Source organism: Salinibacterium xinjiangense (assembly GCF_014645015.1).
Lineage (GTDB): Bacteria > Actinomycetota > Actinomycetes > Actinomycetales > Microbacteriaceae > Rhodoglobus > Rhodoglobus xinjiangensis.
In genome coordinates, this window is record NZ_BMLC01000002.1 from 211,539 (window position 1) to 229,347 (window position 17,809).

Consider the following 17,809-nt stretch of genomic DNA (forward strand, 5'->3'; position numbering starts at 1 on the left):
GGTCAACGAAGTGGACCGGTCAGCGAAGCGCCGGTGCTCCCGCAGCGGTGGCGACGGCGACCGCCCCGAGTGACATCGCGGCGATCGCGACCCACGAGATGGCGGCGACGGCCAGCGGCCTCACGCCGGTGCGCACCAGGGTGCCCACGCGGATGGCTGCTCCCAGCCCGAACAGGGCCATTCCGAGCAGCACCAGCTGGATGAGGTCCGCTGCCTGCAGCACCACGTCGGGCACGGGAAGAAACGTGCGTACCAGAACGGCGGCGATGAATCCGATGAGGAACAGCGGCACCAGCGCCGGCCGCTTTCCCTTGCCGTCGCGCTTCAGCACGAGGCCCGTGATGGCGATCATCGGCGCGAGCATTGCGACCCTGGTCAGCTTGACGACGACGGCGATGGCGAGGGCGGATGCCCCGGCGATCTGTGCTGTCGCCACAACCTGTCCCACGTCGTGAACGCTCGCACCGGTCCACATCCCGAACTGTTCGGCGTCGAGCCCGAACACGGGCCGGAGCGCGGGCAGCAGCGCGATCGCGAGCGTGCCGCACAGCGTGACGAGGGCGATCGGGGTGGCCTGCTCAGACTCCTTCGACCCGGTCACGCTACTCATCGCACCGATGGCGGATGCGCCACAGATCGAGAAACCGGCGGCGATCAGCAGCGGCTCGTCGCCCGGCAGCCGCAGAAGTCGGCCGATGGCGAAGGTGAACACGAACGTGGCGATGACGACCAGCACGATCATCCCGAGCACGAGCCAGCCGAGGCCGGCGATGTCGACGAGGCTGAGTTTCAGGCCGAGCAGCACGATTCCGATGCGCAGCAGTCGCCGGGCTGCAGTGGCAAAGCCCGGCTGGAGCACGGCCCGCACTCGCGGTGACCACCGGAGCGACGTGAAGGCCACGCCCAGCACGACGCACGCTGTCAGCGCGGGAATCCAGGGCGCCAGGAGGTGCGCGAGGCTCGCAAGACCGAACGCGGCGAGAGCCAGTGCCAGCCCGGGCAGCACGGCCACGAGCCGTTTAGTCAAAGTCGAGGCTCAGCTTGCGCAGCAGGCCACTGAGGCGTTCCTGATCGGCTTTCGGCAGCGACTTCAGTAGTTCGTGCTCTGCGACGAGCAGCGTCCTGATCGCGGCATCCACCCGCTCACGGCCCGCATCGGTCATGATGACCAGGATGCCGCGGCCGTCGTTCGGGTCGGTGCGCCGCTCGACGAGCTCGCGCGTGACCAGCCGGTCGATGCGGTTCGTCATGGTGCCGCTCGAGACGAGGGTCTGCTGCAGCAGCGCTTTGGGGCTTAACTGGTAGGGAACACCAGCCCGCCGCAGCGCTGAGAGCACATCGAACTCCCACAATTCGAGGTCGGATGCCTCGAACGAAGTCTTACGCGCCAACTCGAGGTGCCGGGCGAGACGGCCCACGCGCGACAGCACCTGCATGGGTGAGAAGTCGAGGTCGGGCCGCTCACGCGACCACCCGTCGACGATGCGGTCGACTTCGTCGCTGGTGGGCATCCCCCAATTATCGCTGGTGCGGTGCTCGGGTGCCCGCACCCTCGCGCCGGCCTCCGTCCCGCTCACCCTCGCCGCCCACCCGCTCACCGCCCGCCCGTCCTCTCCGCCCGTCCTCTCCGCCCGCTTGCTCATCCAAATGAAGGAGATTTCTTCTTCCTGCATGCTTTCGCGGCCCAGCGACGTGCCTGGCCGCGAAATCTCCTTCATTTGGATGCGGAACGCGGGGGACGGGGGATGCGGGGGACGGGGGATGTGGGAGCGGGGATGTGGGAGCGGGGGATGCGCAGAGCGCAGCGCCGCCGTCACCCCCGGATTGCGGCGGAGGTTGTCGGCAACGGTCCGCAAGGTGAACGGCGACTTATGGTGCAGAAAAGAGTTTGCGAACGGATGCGCGATCGTCACAGGGGCTCGCGCGGTCCGTGCGGCGGGCTGGCACCATAGTGAGGTGAGTATCGGACGAAACCTTCGGACGCGCCTCGGCGCGGTCACGGCCTCGGCCGTTCTCGCGATCATCGTGGGCTCGCTCACACCCGCGGGAGTCGCTGCAGCACCGACGGCTCCGGGCGCGATCGCGCTGTCGCGGACCGTCGTCGTGTGCACGACCGACTCCTGCGATGGCGGGCTGTGGCAGGCCGCCCGGGGTGCGTCGGACCAGATTTCATACTGGGGCATGGGCGCGGGCCACAACTGCACGAACTTCGTCGCGTGGAAGCTGATTTCCAACGGGGTCAGCCGCCCCAACATCGGCCTGGGGGACGCGGGCCAGTGGGCCGAATCCGCGATTGCCAATGGCATCGGGGTCGACAGGGTGCCCGCGGTCGGTGCCGTGGCACAGTGGGATGCCTACGCGTCTAACGTCGGGATGTACGGCCACGTCGCCTACGTCGAGAAGGTCAACGCCGACGGCACGATCCTGATCTCCGAAGATGCCTGGCGGCCGAACAACAAGGGTGGACCACTGACCTTCAAGACGGTGGATGCGGCGACAGTGTCGAACTTCATCCACTTCGGCGACACCAACCGCTGGATTCGTGAGGTCATCTTCGGGGCGCCGACTCCCGTGAGCGTGGCACCGGTCGAAGAGCAGGCAGTGCAGCCGGGCGACGTCGCCCCGAGCATCCCGCCGCAGGAGATTCCGCATCCGAGTTTCGTACTGCCGGGCGAGGCCCCGGCCAACCCATTCATCCTTCCCGCTCCACTCGGGGGCATCGCGGGGTGGACGGTGCCGGATGCCGTGCCACCGACCCCGGAACCAACACCTGAGCCAACCACGGCACCAGGCGCTCCCGAGCCGACCCCGGTGCCAAGCGAGCCGACCCCCGAACCCGTGCCGACTGGGCCGGCCCCGGCCCCGGTCGATCCGACTCCGGTTCCGGCCGAAACGCCCACTCTCACTCCCACTCCCACCGCACTCCCCCTGACGGGCGAGCCAGGAGCGCCCGTGTGGCAGGAGCGGAGCACCGGGCTGCTGACACAGCCGAGCGCGATGAGCGCGGTGGCGATGCGCGCGGTAGATGCTGGCGACAGCGTCACGGGCACGGCGGTCGCGGCATCCACGCAGCTGGTGTTTGCCGACGGCGGCACGCTGAAGACCGCCACCAGGTCGGTCGACGGATGGGCCGTCACCGACACCGCGATCCCGTCGCGCAGCAGGAAGCTCGTCGCCGTCGACATGGGCGGCGCATCGCCGCAGGTGGTGTCGATCGACGACGGTCAGCTGTTCCTCACCGCGGCGAGCAGGACAGGCTGGCAGAAGATGCCCACGGGGATCAAGGTGAGTGGCGAGATCGCCGCGCTCGACACGGGCGGGCTCTGGCCGACGATCATGGTCTCCCAGAACGGGAAACTTTTCCAGGTGCGCCGTGGCATGGCGGGCTGGAAAGTCACCGACACTGGCATCGCGGTGACCGGTGACATCACGGCCGTCAATGTCGGCGGATCGCTTCCCCAGGTGTTCGCCATCGAGGGCGGGGTACTGCAGCAGGTCTGGGCAGATGCCCTCGGCTGGCACAGGAAGAGCACGGGCATTGAGGCGGACGGCGCGATCTCGGCCGTCGTCGTCGACGGCGCGGTGCAGGTCATCCTGAACGAGGATGGCGTCGTCAACCAGGTCACTCTTGACAGCAGCGGCTGGCACAGGTTCTCGACCGCGATCAGGGCTGGTGCTGAGTCGACGCCCGTCGACATCGGGCTCGACCACCCGCTCATCATCCAGGCCGGATAGGTCGAGCCTCTAACGGGTACTGATCTTGCGGAACTTGCGGATCGATGCTGGCACGAAGATGATGAGCACGATCGCGATCCCAGCCAGAACGGTGATCACCGGATGTTGCTGGGTCCAGACGTCTGACACAGGCGCTTCGGCCGGAACATTCCCGAAAAGCTCGCGAGCCGCCTGCACCAGTGCCGACACCGGGTTGTACTCAGCGAAGATGCGCAGCGGGGTAGGCAGGGTGTCGCTCGGAACGAAGGCATTCGACAGGAACGTCAGCGGGAAGAGGATGAGAAAAGAGACGTTATTGATGACTTCCGGGCTTCGCACACTCATGCCGATGAACGCCATCACCCACGACAGCGCATAGGCGAAGAGCAGCAGCAGGGCCACGGCGGCGACAGCCTCGAAGATGCTGGAGCGGATGCGCCATCCCACGATGAATCCGGTGGCCATCATCACCACCATCGAGATCGTGTTGATGAGCAGGTCGCCGTTGGTGCGACCGACGAGCACCGATGACGGGCTCATTGGAAGCGTGCGGAACCGGTCGATGATGCCGTCTTTCAGATCATTGGCCATCGCCGAACCGGAGTAGGTCGAGCCGAACACGACGGTCTGGGCGAAGATGCCGGCCATGATGAATTCGGTGTAGGTGCTGCCGGGAATGTCGATGACACCCGCGTAGACGTAGGTGAACAGCAGCACGAACATGATCGGCTGCAGCGTCGTGAACACCAGGATGTCTGGCACCCTTTTGATCTTGATGAGGTTGCGGCGGGTCGTGATCCAGCCGTCGTTGAGCCAGGTAGCCAGCGATGCGCGGTACTGCTGCTGGGGCGTGTCCACGGTCATCTCTTCGCCTTCTTCTTCGTGGTGGCTGGTGACTCGTCATCCACGGTGGCGGAGCGGCCCGTGAGCTTGAGGAACACGTCGTCGAGGGTGGGCCTGCGCATTCCGGCATCGAATAGCTGGATGCCGCTGCTGCCGAATTCCGCGAGGATACGCTGCAGGGCGGCCGGGGCGTCATCTGCGGTTACCGTGAGCGCACGCCCGTCGGCGGTGACGGTCGGTTCGCCGGAGCCGTGGCGCACCAGGATCTCGCGGGCCGCCGTGGAGTCATCCGGGCTGACGAGGCTGAGTTCTACCCGCTGGCCACCGATCGAGGCCTTCAACTCGTCTGAGGTGCCCTTCGCAATGACCTTGCCGTCGTCGATCACCGAAATGCTGTCGGCGAGCTGGTCGGCCTCTTCGAGGTACTGGGTGGTCAGCAGCACAGTGGTGCCCTCCCCGACGAGGGTGGTGATGATGTCCCACATGCCGAGTCGACTTCGCGGGTCGAGACCGGTGGTGGGTTCATCCAGAAACAGCACCCGCGGCCTGGTGACGAGTGCGCAGGCGAGGTCGATCCTGCGGCGCATGCCACCACTGAAGCCTTTGACCGGTCGGTTCTGTGCCTCGGTGAGATCGAAGAGCTCAATGAGTTCGCGAGCGCGGGCTCGGGAGGCACTTGCTCCGAGGTGGTAGAGGCGACCGACCATATCAAGGTTCTCGAAGGCGGTCAGGTTCTCGTCGACTGCCGCATACTGCCCTGACACCCCGATGATCGGGCGGATGCGCTCGGGATGCGCAATGACGTCGATTCCATCGATCACGGCGGTGCCGGAGTCTGGCGTGACGAGGGTGGTGAGCACCTTCACCGCCGTGGTCTTGCCCGCGCCGTTGGGGCCGAGCAGCGCCGTGACCGTGCCCTGCGGCACGGCCAGATCGAGACCGTCGAGGGCGTGGACGGGGGATGCCCCACGCGGGGTATACGTCTTCTTCAGGCTCTCGGCTTCGATGAAACTCACGGGGAAAACGTTACTCGTCGCGAGCGACATCCAGCCAGAGGATTTCGGCGTCGGGCCGCCCCCGTGTGCAATCGCACAGGGGTTGCTGTGATGATGGGGTGTGCTGACTACTACCACCGACCCTGGCGATCTCGGCGGCATCGTAGGTTTCGCAGCCAGCCTCATCGACGCGATCGGCGAGTGGGGGGTCGGGTTTTTCACCCTCCTTGAGACGGTAATCCCGCCGATTCCGAGCGAGGTGATCCTGCCCCTCGCGGGTGTGCTGGCCCAGCAGGGGCGGCTGAATATGGCGCTCATTATCGTGACGAGCACCCTCGGTGCCTACCTCGGCTCGCTCGTGCTGTACGCGCTCGGGGCGCGGCTCGGCCTTGAGCGTTCGATCCGATGGCTGTCGAAACTGCCGCTCGTCGACCGGCAGGATTTCGAGAAGGCGGCAGCGTGGTTCACGAGGCACGGCAGGCCTGCAGTGTTCTTCGGCCGCTTCATCCCTGGCGTCCGAAGCCTGATCTCGATACCGGCTGGAGCAGCAGGCATGCCCCTGCTCACATTCAGCATCTTCACCATCGCGGGCAGTGCGATCTGGAATGGCCTGTTGATCGGCCTGGGTGCGGCCCTCGGCACCCAGTATCACCTGATCGACGAGTACTCGTCTTACCTCAACTATGCCGTCTACGCCGCGTTCGCCGGGATCATCGTGTGGCTCGTGGTGCGTCGCGTTCGTCGCGCGCGGGTGTCGAGCTAGGAACCACCGCCGATGGTGCAGGAGCCGCCATCCGAGACCGACGACCACGCGTCGTCGCCACCACCGAACTTGGTTCCGAGGTCGGTGAGGACGAAACTGCAATCGCTGAAGGTGACGCTGGCCGCCGCGGTGAATCCGAAGCGCTGGCTCGTCCAGCCCCGGAAGGTGCCGCTGTCGCCCTTCACACCTAACGCGATGGCTCCGTTGCCCATCGTCGAGAACGACTTCGCGTCGGAGCACGGCGCGGTCGCGTCGGCAGCCTCGCGCAGCATCCCTCGCCCGACGACCGGTACGACGACCGGCACGCCGCCCGGTGTCGGTTCGACCTTCAGCGTCGCGTCCGTTGGCCAATCGGCGGTGGATGCGGCCGTCGGCACCGCACTGATATTCGCCCGGGCGAAGCTCCACGCCTCGGCGGCAAACAGGTCGGCGTTGTAGGTCGCGCCGCACGATTCAACGAAGGCTCCCGGCAGCGTCTGGTTTGCGACGTCGTCGAAGGGAATCGGCTGATGCACGCGCATTTCTAGGGCGAGTTGCGCCCCGTTGGCAGCCGTCGCCGTGGTCTTCACGATGAGCGTCGTATCGGCCTCGACCTCGCCGGGAGCCTTAGCCAGGGGCGTCTCATCCGGGGTCGGAGCCGAGACGTTCGACTCCTCAGGAAGCGGGGTGGGCGTGGGGGCTGGCGCGGCAGTGCAGCCAGCGAGCAGGAGCAGGAGCGGGGCAACAAACAGGGGAGTGCGCGATCTCATAATGCGCACATCATAGGGTGGGCCGGTAACGACTTATCGCCCGAACGTTAACGGCAACGGTCCGGACTGGCAGCGCGTCGCCCGGTCGGTCTGGCAGACTTGTCCGGCACGCGTGTGCGGTCCGCCTTGGTGTAATGGCAGCACGACAGCCTTTGGAGCTGTTAGGTCTAGGTTCGAGTCCTGGAGGCGGAGCTGGGAGGGGTTCTGGAAACTGAGTGGATCGGGTTCCGATAACTCGATGTTCATCCGTTCAGCGAGTGAGGGCTAGCACCGCGGCCAGAATGTTGGCCTGTTACCGCTTGGTGTATTGCTGACGCGTTGATAAGTGCGCCTATCCGATCGGCTCCTTCCCTTACTTTTCAGGTGTGCCATAACTCACCGTGTGTACTGCAGTTTGCGCTGGACGTTACGCGACAGAAGCATGCGAATCGCCGCTGGCCGAAAATGGTCGATGCCAAGCACCGTCCCGGTGAATCATCGAGACGCCTCAAATCGCTAGGGATACGAGACGGCCATAAACGTCAACCTGCTGTCGCGTTGAAGCCACCTGAGCGCTATTCGTCAGTAGGCGAGGTAAGCGCGCCACCCTGAGCCTCGTCGACCTACGGAAGGCGTGGGAGGGTCCATTCAACGGCCCGCTTCGTCGCCGCGGTCTTCATGAAGGAGGGCAATAAGTCGGCACTAGGGTCGGCATATGAACTACATGTTTCGATTCCCCTTCGACCTGGCCGAAACACAGCGCATTAATGTCGATGGTCAGGAGATGCTCATTTTTGAGGAGGGCGAACGGCGCATTATTATCCGATCTGGCACTGAGCTCCCGATAGCGCAGGTCGGACGATTGGAAGTCCGCGGTTACGGGTATTGCAGCGAAGATGAAGCCAGAGCGGACGGGGCTCGCTGGAAAGGAGCTACGGCAATGGGACTACTCCGTTCCAACCTCGGGGTAGATTTTCGTGCGAGACAAGTCCCGCACTATCTCACTGAGGAGGGTAAACAGCATTTCGCCCGCTTCTTCGAAGCGCGTCCTGGCGAGCGTCTAGGGAGCGACGTTCCGGGTGTGTCCATCTTTCAGGATGGGAGCGAACCGGCTCGCTTTATCCGGATGTTCACAACCAGCCGCCAGATCTCAACCGGGGAGAGAGCGTTGGCGGCCATCCGTGACTCCTACGATGAGACCGCTGTTCCGGATGCAGCTGCCCTCGTTGCGATTGATATGTTCGGCTCCTACTTCCACATGCCTTCGACAGATGCACAGTTTTTGAGCTTGATGATTGCGCTGGAGGCGCTAGTCGTACCTCTACCGTTCGACGGCGTCAACGCCGACGCGGTCGCGTCAGTGATCACACACATTCGAACACTGGATCTCGACCCATCGGCTCGAGATTCCCTAGCGGCGCGGGTCGGGCATCTGGGAGAGGAGTCCATCGGTCAAGCGGGTAAACGGGTTGCCATGGGTCTTGGCGATCGTTTGTACGGTGGCCTCGACGCACCGTCATTCTTCACGTACTGCTACAGGATGCGCAGCGCGATCGTTCATGGCAGCGAGAATCGGCCTGATCCAGCAGAGCTGCACGACGCGATAGCAGCCCTACTCTCCTTCACTCGGGATCTCATCCAAATCCACGTGCTGGGGAAAACAACCTCCGGCTGACCTCACGCCGACACCGAACTCGGCGACAGCCCGCGAGAACGGGGCTGTGAGATGACGAGCGCTCTTCGGGCACCATCCCGCTAATCATTCGGGTCTGCTGCACGGATTGGTGAGAGTGTGACGTGCAGCAGACCTACTCGCAACTCTCTTCAATCGTCTGTTTATCCTCAGTCGTTTCCTCGTCGAGACGGACTGATGGGGCGCGAGCGCAAGGGGGACACCAGGAAAAGTTGCCTGCCTACAATCGATAAGAGGTCCCGAGTTCCGGGTCTCGCAATGTGAGGAGATCATCATGGCCGCACTGACCGACACGTTCACGCTCCACAACGGCAACACCATCCCGAAGATCGGCTTCGGCACCTGGCAGATCCCGGACGGAGCCGAGGCCTACGACGCGACCGCGGCCGCGCTGAACGCTGGATATCGTCACATCGACACCGCGCGGGTCTATGGCAACGAGCCAAGTGTGGGCCGGGCGGTGCGCGACAGCGGAATCGCCCGCGACGAGCTGTTCATCACCACGAAGCTGCCCGCCGAAGTCAAGGACTACGACGGTGCCAGGGCAAGCTTCGACGTGACGATGGCCGCTCTCGATCTCGACTACGTCGACCTGTACCTGATCCACGCGCCGTGGCCGTGGTCTGACATGGGCAGCGACCATCGCGAGGGCAATAAGCAGGCCTGGCGGGCGCTCGAGGAGATTTTCGGAGCCGGCGGATCCCGCGCAATCGGCGTCTCCAACTTCCAGGTAGATGACTTGCAGTCGCTCCTGACGTCAGCCACAGTCACCCCGCACGCCAACCAGATCCGTTACTTCGTCGGCTACACCCAGAACGATGTCGTGGAGTTCTGCGCGGAGCACAACATTCTGGTCGAGGGATACTCCCCGCTCGCCACCGGCGCGATTCTCGACAACGAGGATGTGACGGCGATCGCCGCGAAGTACGACCGGTCGGTGGCGCAGCTCTGCATCCGCTATGTGCTGCAGAACGGCATCCTGCCGCTGCCGAAGACGACGAACGCGTCGCGCATGACGGAGAACGCCGATGTTGATTTCGAGATCGCCGACGATGACATGGCCACCCTCGATGCGCTGACCGACACCGAGTCGTAGCGAGCTGCGCGCGCCAGTCGTCAGCGATTCGCGCGGCAGGCGTCGGCATGTCGCGGCAGGGCCCTTGTGCGACGGTGTGGCCCTCTGTTGCGTCCGCGAGCAGATTGGTGCTTGCACAAGCTGAAAGCCGATCATCGCATTCGAGATGACTGACTGACTGACTGACTGACTGGCGGTCGCGAACACCTACGCACGCAATCTGGTCAGTGTCCGATCTCGACGCGGTCAACTACATCAGGAGGTGTCTAGCGACCTTCGATCTCATCTGCATGTCGCGTTTCATAGGTGAACGCGCGACGCGAGTGAATACGACGGCGACCGCCAGTTGTCGGAACCCCTCACCGGCCGTACCCCGGTTGTACCCCGAGACATCCACTGTTCACCAAATAAAGCGCTGTTGTATGTGATTGCGACGCGACGCGTTTAGTGCCCGGGATTTGAATGCACTCGCCTCGTTACCCGATGTCGAGGCTCCCGCGTCTCATCAGAAGGTGGCCGACAATGGCTGTTGGACCTCGTGTAGTTTTCGTGCGCTTCCAGAGTGCCGACAGTCCAAAACTAACACCGTGGATCGCTCATGTTTCACGGGTCGTCGGTCGCACCGCGCGAGCCACCGTGCCGGTTGTCGGTGACAGCCGTATCGTCTGGCAACTGGTGTCTGCGAACAACCGCGAGCTGGCCAGGAGCGTGGACGTCTACGGCACCTTCGAGTCGGCAACCGCCGGCGCGCAACACGTCGTCGATTCGAGCGCCGATTCGGTCATCGAGCAGGTGAGCGAATCGGGTCGCGGAGTCTACGGATGGTTCACGACAGTCGATGGCGTGCCGGTAATGACGTGCGCGCGTTGGTACGTCACCGACCGTGACCGCCGCCACTCCATCGAGATCGCACGCAAAGCCATCGTGTCGGCGACGCTGCACACCGGAGCTCGACTCAACCTGCCTGCACTGATGGGAGGCGATCTTGGCCGCCAGCGTTGAGACAGGCAGCGTCGAGGCAGGCGCCGTCGAGACAGGAACGGTTGAGACAGACAGCGTTGAGACAGACAGCGTCGAGACAGGCACCGCGATTCTCGAGGTGACCGAGCCGATGACCGAGGCCTTGCCCGTTGCCGAAGACAAGCCGAGAAAGCTGTCGTCGAAGATCGACCGGCCGGATGCCGCGTTCCGCTGGATCGCGCGCGGTGGCGGCACCATCGTGGTCACCGTCATGTCGCTCGTCGGCCTGTTTCTCGCCTACCAGGGTTTCCAGGCCCTGCAGGTCGCCGGGCCGTCTTTTCTCACCGAGCAGAGCTGGGATCCGAACTCGGGCAAGTTCGGCATCGCCGCGGTATTGGCCGGCACGTTCTTTATCGCCCTCACGGCGATCTCATTCGCCCTGCCCCTGGCACTGGGCACGGCGCTCTACATCAGCGAGTACGCCCCGGCGAAGATCAGGAACGGACTGGTGACGATAGTCGACCTCATGGCGGCCGTGCCCAGCGTCGTTTACGGGCTGTGGGGCGTGTTCTTCCTGAGTCCGAACATCATCCCTGTCTCCCAGTGGCTGTCGACCTATCTGAACTGGATCCCCGTCTTCCGCGTCAATGGCTTCGACACGAACGACCCGCTGGCAAGCCCGACGGTGTTCGCGGCATCCACCTTCATCGCAGGAATCGTCGTGGCCCTGATGGTCGCGCCGATCACCAGTTCGATTATGCGGGAGGTGTTCACGCAGGCCCCGATCGGCGAACGTGAGGGTGCACTCGCGCTCGGTGCCACCCGCTGGGGCATGATTCGCAACGTTGTGCTGCCCTTCGGTCGGGGTGGCATCATCGGTGGAACCATGCTCGGTCTCGGCCGGGCACTCGGCGAGACCATCGCGGTGTTCCTGATCATCTCGCCGGTGTTCGTCATCCAGCCGCACATTCTTGAAAAGGGTGCGAACTCGATCTCGGCCCTCATCGCCCTGCGTTACAACGAGGCGTCGGTCTTCGAGATCTCCGCGTTGATGGCGGCTGGGCTCGCTCTCTTCCTCATCACCCTCGTCGTCAACTTCATCGCCTCGACGATCATCGTGCGAAGCCGCTCAGGGAGCCAAAGCGACTAATGTCAACCACCGAACAGACCGAGGCGCCCACCGCGCTTGCGCCCGCACACGTGGCCCCTCCTGTATCGAGTCCGCGCACCTGGATCAGGGATGCGGCAATGGCAACGCCGCCCGGCGCGGCCGAGGCTCGCCGGTCGACGGCAACCGTCCGCACCGTCGATGTGATCCGGATGCTCGGATCCGCCGCCGCGGCGGTCGGACTCACAGCCTGGCTCTACTTTTTTGCGCTCCCGCTGCAGGGGCAGCTCGGTTTCGTGCTGATCTCCTACCTGATCTTCCTGATCCTGTTCGCGATCTTGACATCGTTCGATGAGAACCGGATCACGGTGAAGGATCGCCTCATCGCCGTTTTCATCCAGTCGCTCGCGTTCATCCTGCTACTCGCGCTGTTCTCGGTCGTCATCTACACCTTCGGTCGGGGACTCGCGCCGTTGGGTAACCTGAATTTTTTCATCGAAGACATGAGCAACGCCGGTCCGCTTGAGCCTCTGACACAGGGAGGCGTGCTCCACGCCGTGGTCGGCACACTGATCATGATCACGATCGCGCTAGCGATCAGCATTCCGCTCGGACTCCTCACCGCCGTCTTCCTGAGCGAGTTCCCCGGACGCTACGCCAGCTTCGTACGCACGATCGTCGAGGCCATGACCGCGCTGCCGTCCATCGTCGCCGGTCTCTTCATCTACGCGACGCTCATCGTCTTTCTGGGCTTCAACCGGTCGGGCTTCGCGGCATCCCTCGCTATCACGGTGATGATGCTGCCGATCATCATCCGTTCGGCCGATGTTGTGCTGCGACTCGTGCCGGGAAACCTCAAGGAGGCGTCGAGAGCGCTCGGTGCCTCGACGTGGCGCACGGTCTGGAACGTGACCCTGCCGACGGCCAGGTCGGGGCTCACGACGGCCATCATCCTCGGCACCGCGCGCGGCATCGGTGAGACCTCGCCGGTGCTCCTGACGGCGGGTGCCACGACATTCCTCAACCTGAACCCGTTTAACGGTCCGATGACATCGCTGCCGCTCACCACTTTCACGTTCGTGAAGTCCCCGGAATTGACGATGGTCGCCCGAGGCTTCGGCACGGCCGCGGTGCTCATGGTGCTCGTCCTGATCCTGTTCGCACTGGCAAGAGCCATTGGCGGCAGGGGCGCGGGTCAGCTCTCTGTTCGGCAGCAGCGCGCTCGGACGAGGCAGTCCCGCGATGACGATTACCGCTACCGCAGGCGTGAGCTCGGTTTGGACCGCAACGGTGGGGGAGCGTCGCGCGGCTCGCTGCGCGCGCGGCTCGGCATCGGCCATCCATTGCCACCTCGCGAATCCCCCGCCACACCGACCAGGAAAGACACCAAATCGTGAAAAAGACGCTGACCGTCCCCAGGGGCATTCAGGGGACGCTCGCCATCGTGATGGTGGTGGCGCTGACCCTCGGGTCCGGTGTTGAAGGTACGACTGCGGCCGACGCCGAGGCCAGTCCTCAGTACCAGTCTGTACAGGGTGCCGGATCAACCTGGTCAGCCAACGCCCTCGACCAGTGGACCAGAAACTTCTTCGACAACTATCAGGGAAGGGTGAGTTATACCGCCAGCGGGTCCACAGCCGGACGAACCCTCTTTTCGCAGGGAACTATTGATTTCGGCGTCTCGGAAATTCCCTACACATTGAGCGGCAGTGACGCCCCCGACCCGAAGCCGAAGCGGCCGTTCGCCTACATCCCGATCGTTGCCGGTGGTACGTCTTTCATGTACAACCTCGCCATCGGTGGCCAGCGGGTGAATAACCTGCGACTGTCGGGTGAGACGCTCGCCAAGATCTTTACCGGCGTCATCACGAAGTGGAACGACCCGGCGGTCGCAAAAGACAATCCAAAGCTCACACTTCCGGCGATTACCGTGGTGCCGGTTGTGCGCTCAGACGGTTCGGGCACCACGGCACAGTTCTCGTCATGGATGAGGTCGCAATATCCGGCAATCTGGAACGCGTATTGCGCCAAGGCCGGTCGCTCGAACTGCGGCATCACCTCCAACTACCCGGTTGTTCCCGGCTCGGCATTCGTCAGCCAACAGGGCTCGGACGGCGTAGCCGGATTCGTCAAGGGCGACGCGGCAGGTGCGATCACCTACGTGGAGACCTCCTACGCGCTCAACGAGGGATTTCCCGTCGCCAAGGTGCTGAACAGTTCCGGCTACTTCACAGAGCCGACGGCCTCGAACGTTGCGGTCTCCTTGCTGGCAGCGGTCGTTAACACGACCGCAGCATCCCCGGACTACCTCACCGCCGACCTGCGCGGCGTGTACGGCAACGTAGACCCCAGAACCTATCCCCTGTCGTCCTACTCCTACATGATCGTCCCGCTCGCGATCGAAGGCAATTTCACCGTGGACAAGGGACTGACGCTCGCCGAGTTTGTGTCGTACTTCCTATGCGAGGGCCAGCAGTCCGCCGAGGTGCTGGGGTACTCCCCGTTGCCGGTCAACCTTGCCTCCGCCGGTCTCGAACAGGCGCAGAGAATTCCCGGGGGAAACCCAAAAAACAAGACGATCGCGAGTTGCAACAACCCGACCTTCTCGCCGGATGGCACCAACAAACTCGCCAACGAAGCACCCCAACCCCAGGCCTGCGATAAGCAGGGCGCAGACCAGTGCTTGACCGGCACAGGCGGTGCGGCAGACACGGTCACCGCAGACAGTTCAGGGAATGCGAGCTCTGCAGCTGCTACGGCCAGCGCCGCCGCAGCGGCCGGTGCTGCGGGCGCCGTCGGTGCAGGAGGTGCCGTCGGTGCGGGAGGTGTGCCGGCTGCCGTCGACGGCAAAGCTGTCGGTTTGACTGCAGGAGGCGACCCGATTGTCGCCGGTTCGCCGGTCGACCTGCCCGGCCGAGGTTTGTCGCTCGCGACACTCGCGTTCATGCTTCTCGCGGCGGTTGCGGCAATTTCGCTGGTGTTTCTCCCTCCGATGATCGCGCGCAGAAGAGCAGCCATGGCGGGTATTCCCCGCGGCCCGACCAGACGTCGGACAGACGGAAGCAAGAAGCGACAGAACTCGTCCCAGAATCGGCTGAGAATTCCCAAAGTTCATCTTGATAACCCCTTTAGGAAACGTGGTAGTGCCGCAGCTTCGAAGGGTGACTCATAACGTGCTCTCTGTGATGCTCTCCCACCCGAAGTCGCCAGCTCAGCGCCGCGTCAAGCGCGTCGTCACGGCAGTCTCCGGCGCACTCGTCACGCTGGCCGTGATGGGGCTGGTCGTCATTGTGCCGGTGGATTCGACGCCAGCGGTTGCCGCGACATCCACCAACTCGGAGTTGACTGTCGCCTGGGACGGCGATGTCTCACTGGCGAAGGATTTCCAACCCGAACGCAACCCTTCGAGCTCCGGTTATGCGGAGTTCAACGACATCAAAGTCTCGGTCTCCCAGACGCAGGGAATTGTCGATCAGACTGTCCGGGTTTCCGTCACAGGGTTCAGCCCGACTATCAGCGCAACGCAGAGCCGGGACGGAGTCGCGGCCGACAGCGCGAAGAACTACATCCAGGCGATGCAGTGCTGGGGCGATGACCCCAATGCGGTTGATTTCAATGAAACCTGCCAATGGGGCGGTCGAGTGGATGGCACGGGCGTCGGTGACTCGGTCATCGCCGACAATCTCGGTCGTGTCGGCCCCCTCGACAATGACTTCGCAAAGCCCACCACCCACGACGTTCCGTTCCGCACCGCCAACGGCAGGGAAGTGAGCGGCAAGCCACGTCTGGTCGATGGTCTCGCCCAGTACGACATGCTCAACTATTTCAGTTCGTCCAGTACCAACGAGGTGAGCGCCGCCCGTATCGGTACGAAGGGATCAGGTTATTTCGAGTTCGAAACGCAGTCTTCCGCGTCAGCACCGCAGTTGGGCTGTGGTTCGGCGAAGCACCTTCGGTGCTGGCTCGTGGTGGTGCCGCGCGGCACTCACTTTGGCGGAAATGGCGATGAGTGCAGCGGGGTCCGGGCTAACCAGGACCCGTACGACCTGTTCAAGAAAGGCCAGGCCAACGTCATCCAGGGGGGAAGCCCGGTAAACGACCAGTGCGACTATTTCGACAATCGCATCGTGGTTCCTCTCGACTTCATGCCGACTGGTGTCACCTGCGCGATCGGCAGCACGGAGACCCGAGTGGTCGGGTCACAGTTGATGACGGCTGCGATGAGCTCGTGGCAGCCGTCGCTGTGCTCGTCAGTGAAGTCGACCTTCAGTTTTTCGACCAATTCTGATGTGTTGGCGCGAGCACAGCTGATTGATACTGGGCTCAGCTCTCCGAATATCGCGTATAGCGGCAACCCTGTGGCTGCGGGTGAGTTGAGCACCGAGAATCAGCGCACCAACTTCGCAAAAACCACACTGAGCTACGTGCCCGTCGGCGTCTCGTCGATGGTGATCGGGTTCGTCGCCGAATCCGCGTCAGGCCGCCAGGAGAGTCTCGTCTTCTCACCACGCCTGATGGCGAAATACCTCACGCAGTCTTATCCGTTCCTGGTGCCGCAGTCCATCTCGAGCCAGGGCAGGAACGCGACTCACCTCGGTGCTGCTAACCAGAAGTACACGAAGCCTTTCCAGGATCCGGAGTTCCAGGTTCTGAATCCGACGAACTACCTGCAGTTCCAGTACGTACCGGCACTCGTGCTGCCGGGGTCCAAATCTGACGGCATCAGGCAGGTGTGGCGCTGGATCCTCGCCGACGCTGACGCTCGGGCGTTCCTTTCCGGCGCGGAGGACCCGTGGGGGATGACGGTCAACCCCTACTACCTCCCCAAAGGCACGGCGGCGGCGACGATCCCCTGGTACCTGAGTGAGTCGCGGGACTATCTCGAGACCGCGGTCACACGGGCAGTGGGACTGAGCAACCTCGACGGCACTCCGCGAAAACTCGTCGACTCTCCGCCCGACGATTTCTCCAAGTACGACCAAACGCTGATGCCCTTGAAGCTCGCCACCGAGCGGTCGAGGTTCGACTCCATTCAGTTCGCGCCGTACTCCGAGACCTTCCTCGCTGGCGCGCGCCAGACATTTCGTGCGGATTCGCGAGCGAAGACCATGTGGGATCCGAACTCGATCAACGCGGTGGGAGAGAAGGGCGACTGGAAGGCCACCGGTGCCCAGGTGCCGGGCCAGCGATTCATGATCACGGTCACCGACAGCGTGTCGGCCCAGCGGTGGGGCATCAGCACCGCAAGCCTCACCGCGCCGGGAACGACGGTCACGGCGAAGACGGTGCCAGCCGATGTGAAGTCCATCACGATGACCCCCGAATCGATGTCGAAGGCGCTCGCAGCGCTCACGGCGACGAGTCTGGATTCGGTGAAGCAGGTCGATCCGTCAAAGGTGGTTGCAGGTGGATGGCCGATGACGATGGTCACGTACGCAGGTGTCAACCTGACCAAAGCCCCGGTCGCGGCGAGGAAGACGATCTCGGCGATGTTGAAGCAGGTCACGACGACCGGGCAGATCCTGGGCACCGCGCCAGGTGAGCTGCCCACCGGCTACCTGCCTCTCACCGACGAGCTGAAAACGCAGGCCGTGGCTGCTATCGCCACGATCGACTCCTTCGTGCCGGTAACGAAAACGCCTGCGCCGAAGCCTGCTGCCGCTAGTCCGGTTGCTCCGAAGGCCATCGCTCAGGATCCGTTCGAGGCGGCGGCCGATTCTGGAGCTGCGGCTGCCGCCGATCCGGCGGTCGTTGCCGGAGTCGACGAACTGTCGACGGCACGCACCAACGCCTCGTCTACCGATCCACTTCTTCTTTCCGGCCTCGTGATCGCCCTTGTCATCGGGCTGGCAGGCCTGCTCATCGCCCCGGTCTTACTCAGAGGCAGAGGTTTCTTCTAAACACCCGAAACTTCCTGTGCGTTTCGCTCC

14 protein-coding genes and 1 tRNA gene are annotated in these 17,809 nt (G+C 63.7%); 10 read left to right on the forward strand and 5 right to left on the reverse strand.

From position 1 onward, the window contains the following. Positions 1–19 precede the first annotated feature (19 nt). Together IEW81_RS07785 and IEW81_RS07790 are read right to left on the reverse strand one after the other, a co-directional pair. Positions 20–1,027: a YeiH family protein gene (locus IEW81_RS07785; protein ID WP_097059386.1), complete on the reverse strand. Its 1,008-nt coding sequence runs from the start codon at positions 1,025–1,027 to the stop codon at positions 20–22. Next, positions 1,020–1,511: a MarR family winged helix-turn-helix transcriptional regulator gene (locus tag IEW81_RS07790; protein ID WP_097059789.1), complete on the reverse strand. Its 492-nt coding sequence runs from the start codon at positions 1,509–1,511 to the stop codon at positions 1,020–1,022. Before IEW81_RS07790 ends, IEW81_RS07785 begins: the two co-directional genes overlap by 8 nt. 445 nt (positions 1,512–1,956) lie before the next feature. On the opposite strand from IEW81_RS07790, the gene IEW81_RS07795 reads away from it, so the two are divergent. Further along, a complete protein-coding gene (locus IEW81_RS07795) occupies positions 1,957–3,735 on the forward strand; it encodes a CHAP domain-containing protein (RefSeq protein ID WP_179691728.1) in 1,779 nt (592 codons plus the stop codon). A 9-nt stretch (positions 3,736–3,744) separates the two neighbouring features. On the opposite strand, the gene IEW81_RS07800 is transcribed toward IEW81_RS07795, so the two are convergent. Together IEW81_RS07800 and IEW81_RS07805 are read right to left on the reverse strand one after the other, a co-directional pair. Further along, complete coding sequence (locus IEW81_RS07800) at positions 3,745–4,578, reverse strand: ABC transporter permease (protein ID WP_097059388.1); 834 nt, start codon at positions 4,576–4,578, stop codon at positions 3,745–3,747. After that, the gene (locus tag IEW81_RS07805; RefSeq protein WP_179691729.1) at positions 4,575–5,573 is read right to left on the reverse strand and encodes an ATP-binding cassette domain-containing protein; all 999 of its coding nucleotides are present in this window, start codon (positions 5,571–5,573) and stop codon (positions 4,575–4,577) included. The genes IEW81_RS07800 and IEW81_RS07805 overlap by 4 nt, the downstream gene beginning before the upstream one ends. Positions 5,574–5,673: 100 nt before the next feature. On the opposite strand from IEW81_RS07805, the gene IEW81_RS07810 reads away from it, so the two are divergent. After that, positions 5,674–6,315 (forward strand): DedA family protein, encoded by a 642-nt coding sequence (locus IEW81_RS07810; protein ID WP_097059390.1) that lies wholly within the window; start codon positions 5,674–5,676, stop codon positions 6,313–6,315. Here the strand turns inward: IEW81_RS07810 and IEW81_RS07815 are convergent. Beyond that, complete coding sequence (locus IEW81_RS07815; RefSeq protein WP_097059391.1) at positions 6,312–7,064, reverse strand: hypothetical protein; 753 nt, start codon at positions 7,062–7,064, stop codon at positions 6,312–6,314. The two genes, IEW81_RS07810 and IEW81_RS07815, sit on opposite strands and share 4 nt — an antisense overlap. Before the next feature lie 120 nt (positions 7,065–7,184). Between IEW81_RS07815 and IEW81_RS07820 the strand changes: the two genes are divergently transcribed. From IEW81_RS07820 to IEW81_RS07855, 8 genes are all read left to right on the forward strand, one after another. Next, positions 7,185–7,256 (forward strand) — tRNA-Gln (locus IEW81_RS07820). A gap of 502 nt (positions 7,257–7,758) precedes the next feature. Next, positions 7,759–8,718, forward strand: a complete 960-nt coding sequence (locus IEW81_RS07825) for a hypothetical protein (protein WP_097059392.1) — start codon at positions 7,759–7,761, stop codon at positions 8,716–8,718. Positions 8,719–9,010: 292 nt separating this feature from the next. Further along, the gene (locus IEW81_RS07830) at positions 9,011–9,832 is read left to right on the forward strand and encodes an aldo/keto reductase (protein WP_097059393.1); all 822 of its coding nucleotides are present in this window, start codon (positions 9,011–9,013) and stop codon (positions 9,830–9,832) included. Between the two features lie 501 nt (positions 9,833–10,333). Then, entirely contained in the window at positions 10,334–10,813 is a 480-nt protein-coding gene (locus IEW81_RS07835) for a hypothetical protein (RefSeq protein ID WP_097059394.1), read from the forward strand. Further along, positions 10,797–11,921 (forward strand): phosphate ABC transporter permease subunit PstC, encoded by a 1,125-nt coding sequence (pstC, locus tag IEW81_RS07840; protein WP_229671301.1) that lies wholly within the window; start codon positions 10,797–10,799, stop codon positions 11,919–11,921. The genes IEW81_RS07835 and pstC overlap by 17 nt, the downstream gene beginning before the upstream one ends. A 98-nt stretch (positions 11,922–12,019) precedes the next feature. Then, positions 12,020–13,276: a phosphate ABC transporter permease PstA gene (gene pstA, locus IEW81_RS07845; RefSeq protein WP_218839945.1), complete on the forward strand. Its 1,257-nt coding sequence runs from the start codon at positions 12,020–12,022 to the stop codon at positions 13,274–13,276. Then, complete coding sequence (gene pstS, locus IEW81_RS07850) at positions 13,273–15,051, forward strand: phosphate ABC transporter substrate-binding protein PstS (RefSeq protein ID WP_218839946.1); 1,779 nt, start codon at positions 13,273–13,275, stop codon at positions 15,049–15,051. The genes pstA and pstS overlap by 4 nt, the downstream gene beginning before the upstream one ends. After that, positions 15,041–17,779: a hypothetical protein gene (locus IEW81_RS07855; protein WP_143544603.1), complete on the forward strand. Its 2,739-nt coding sequence runs from the start codon at positions 15,041–15,043 to the stop codon at positions 17,777–17,779. The genes pstS and IEW81_RS07855 overlap by 11 nt, the downstream gene beginning before the upstream one ends. Positions 17,780–17,809 lie beyond the last annotated feature (30 nt).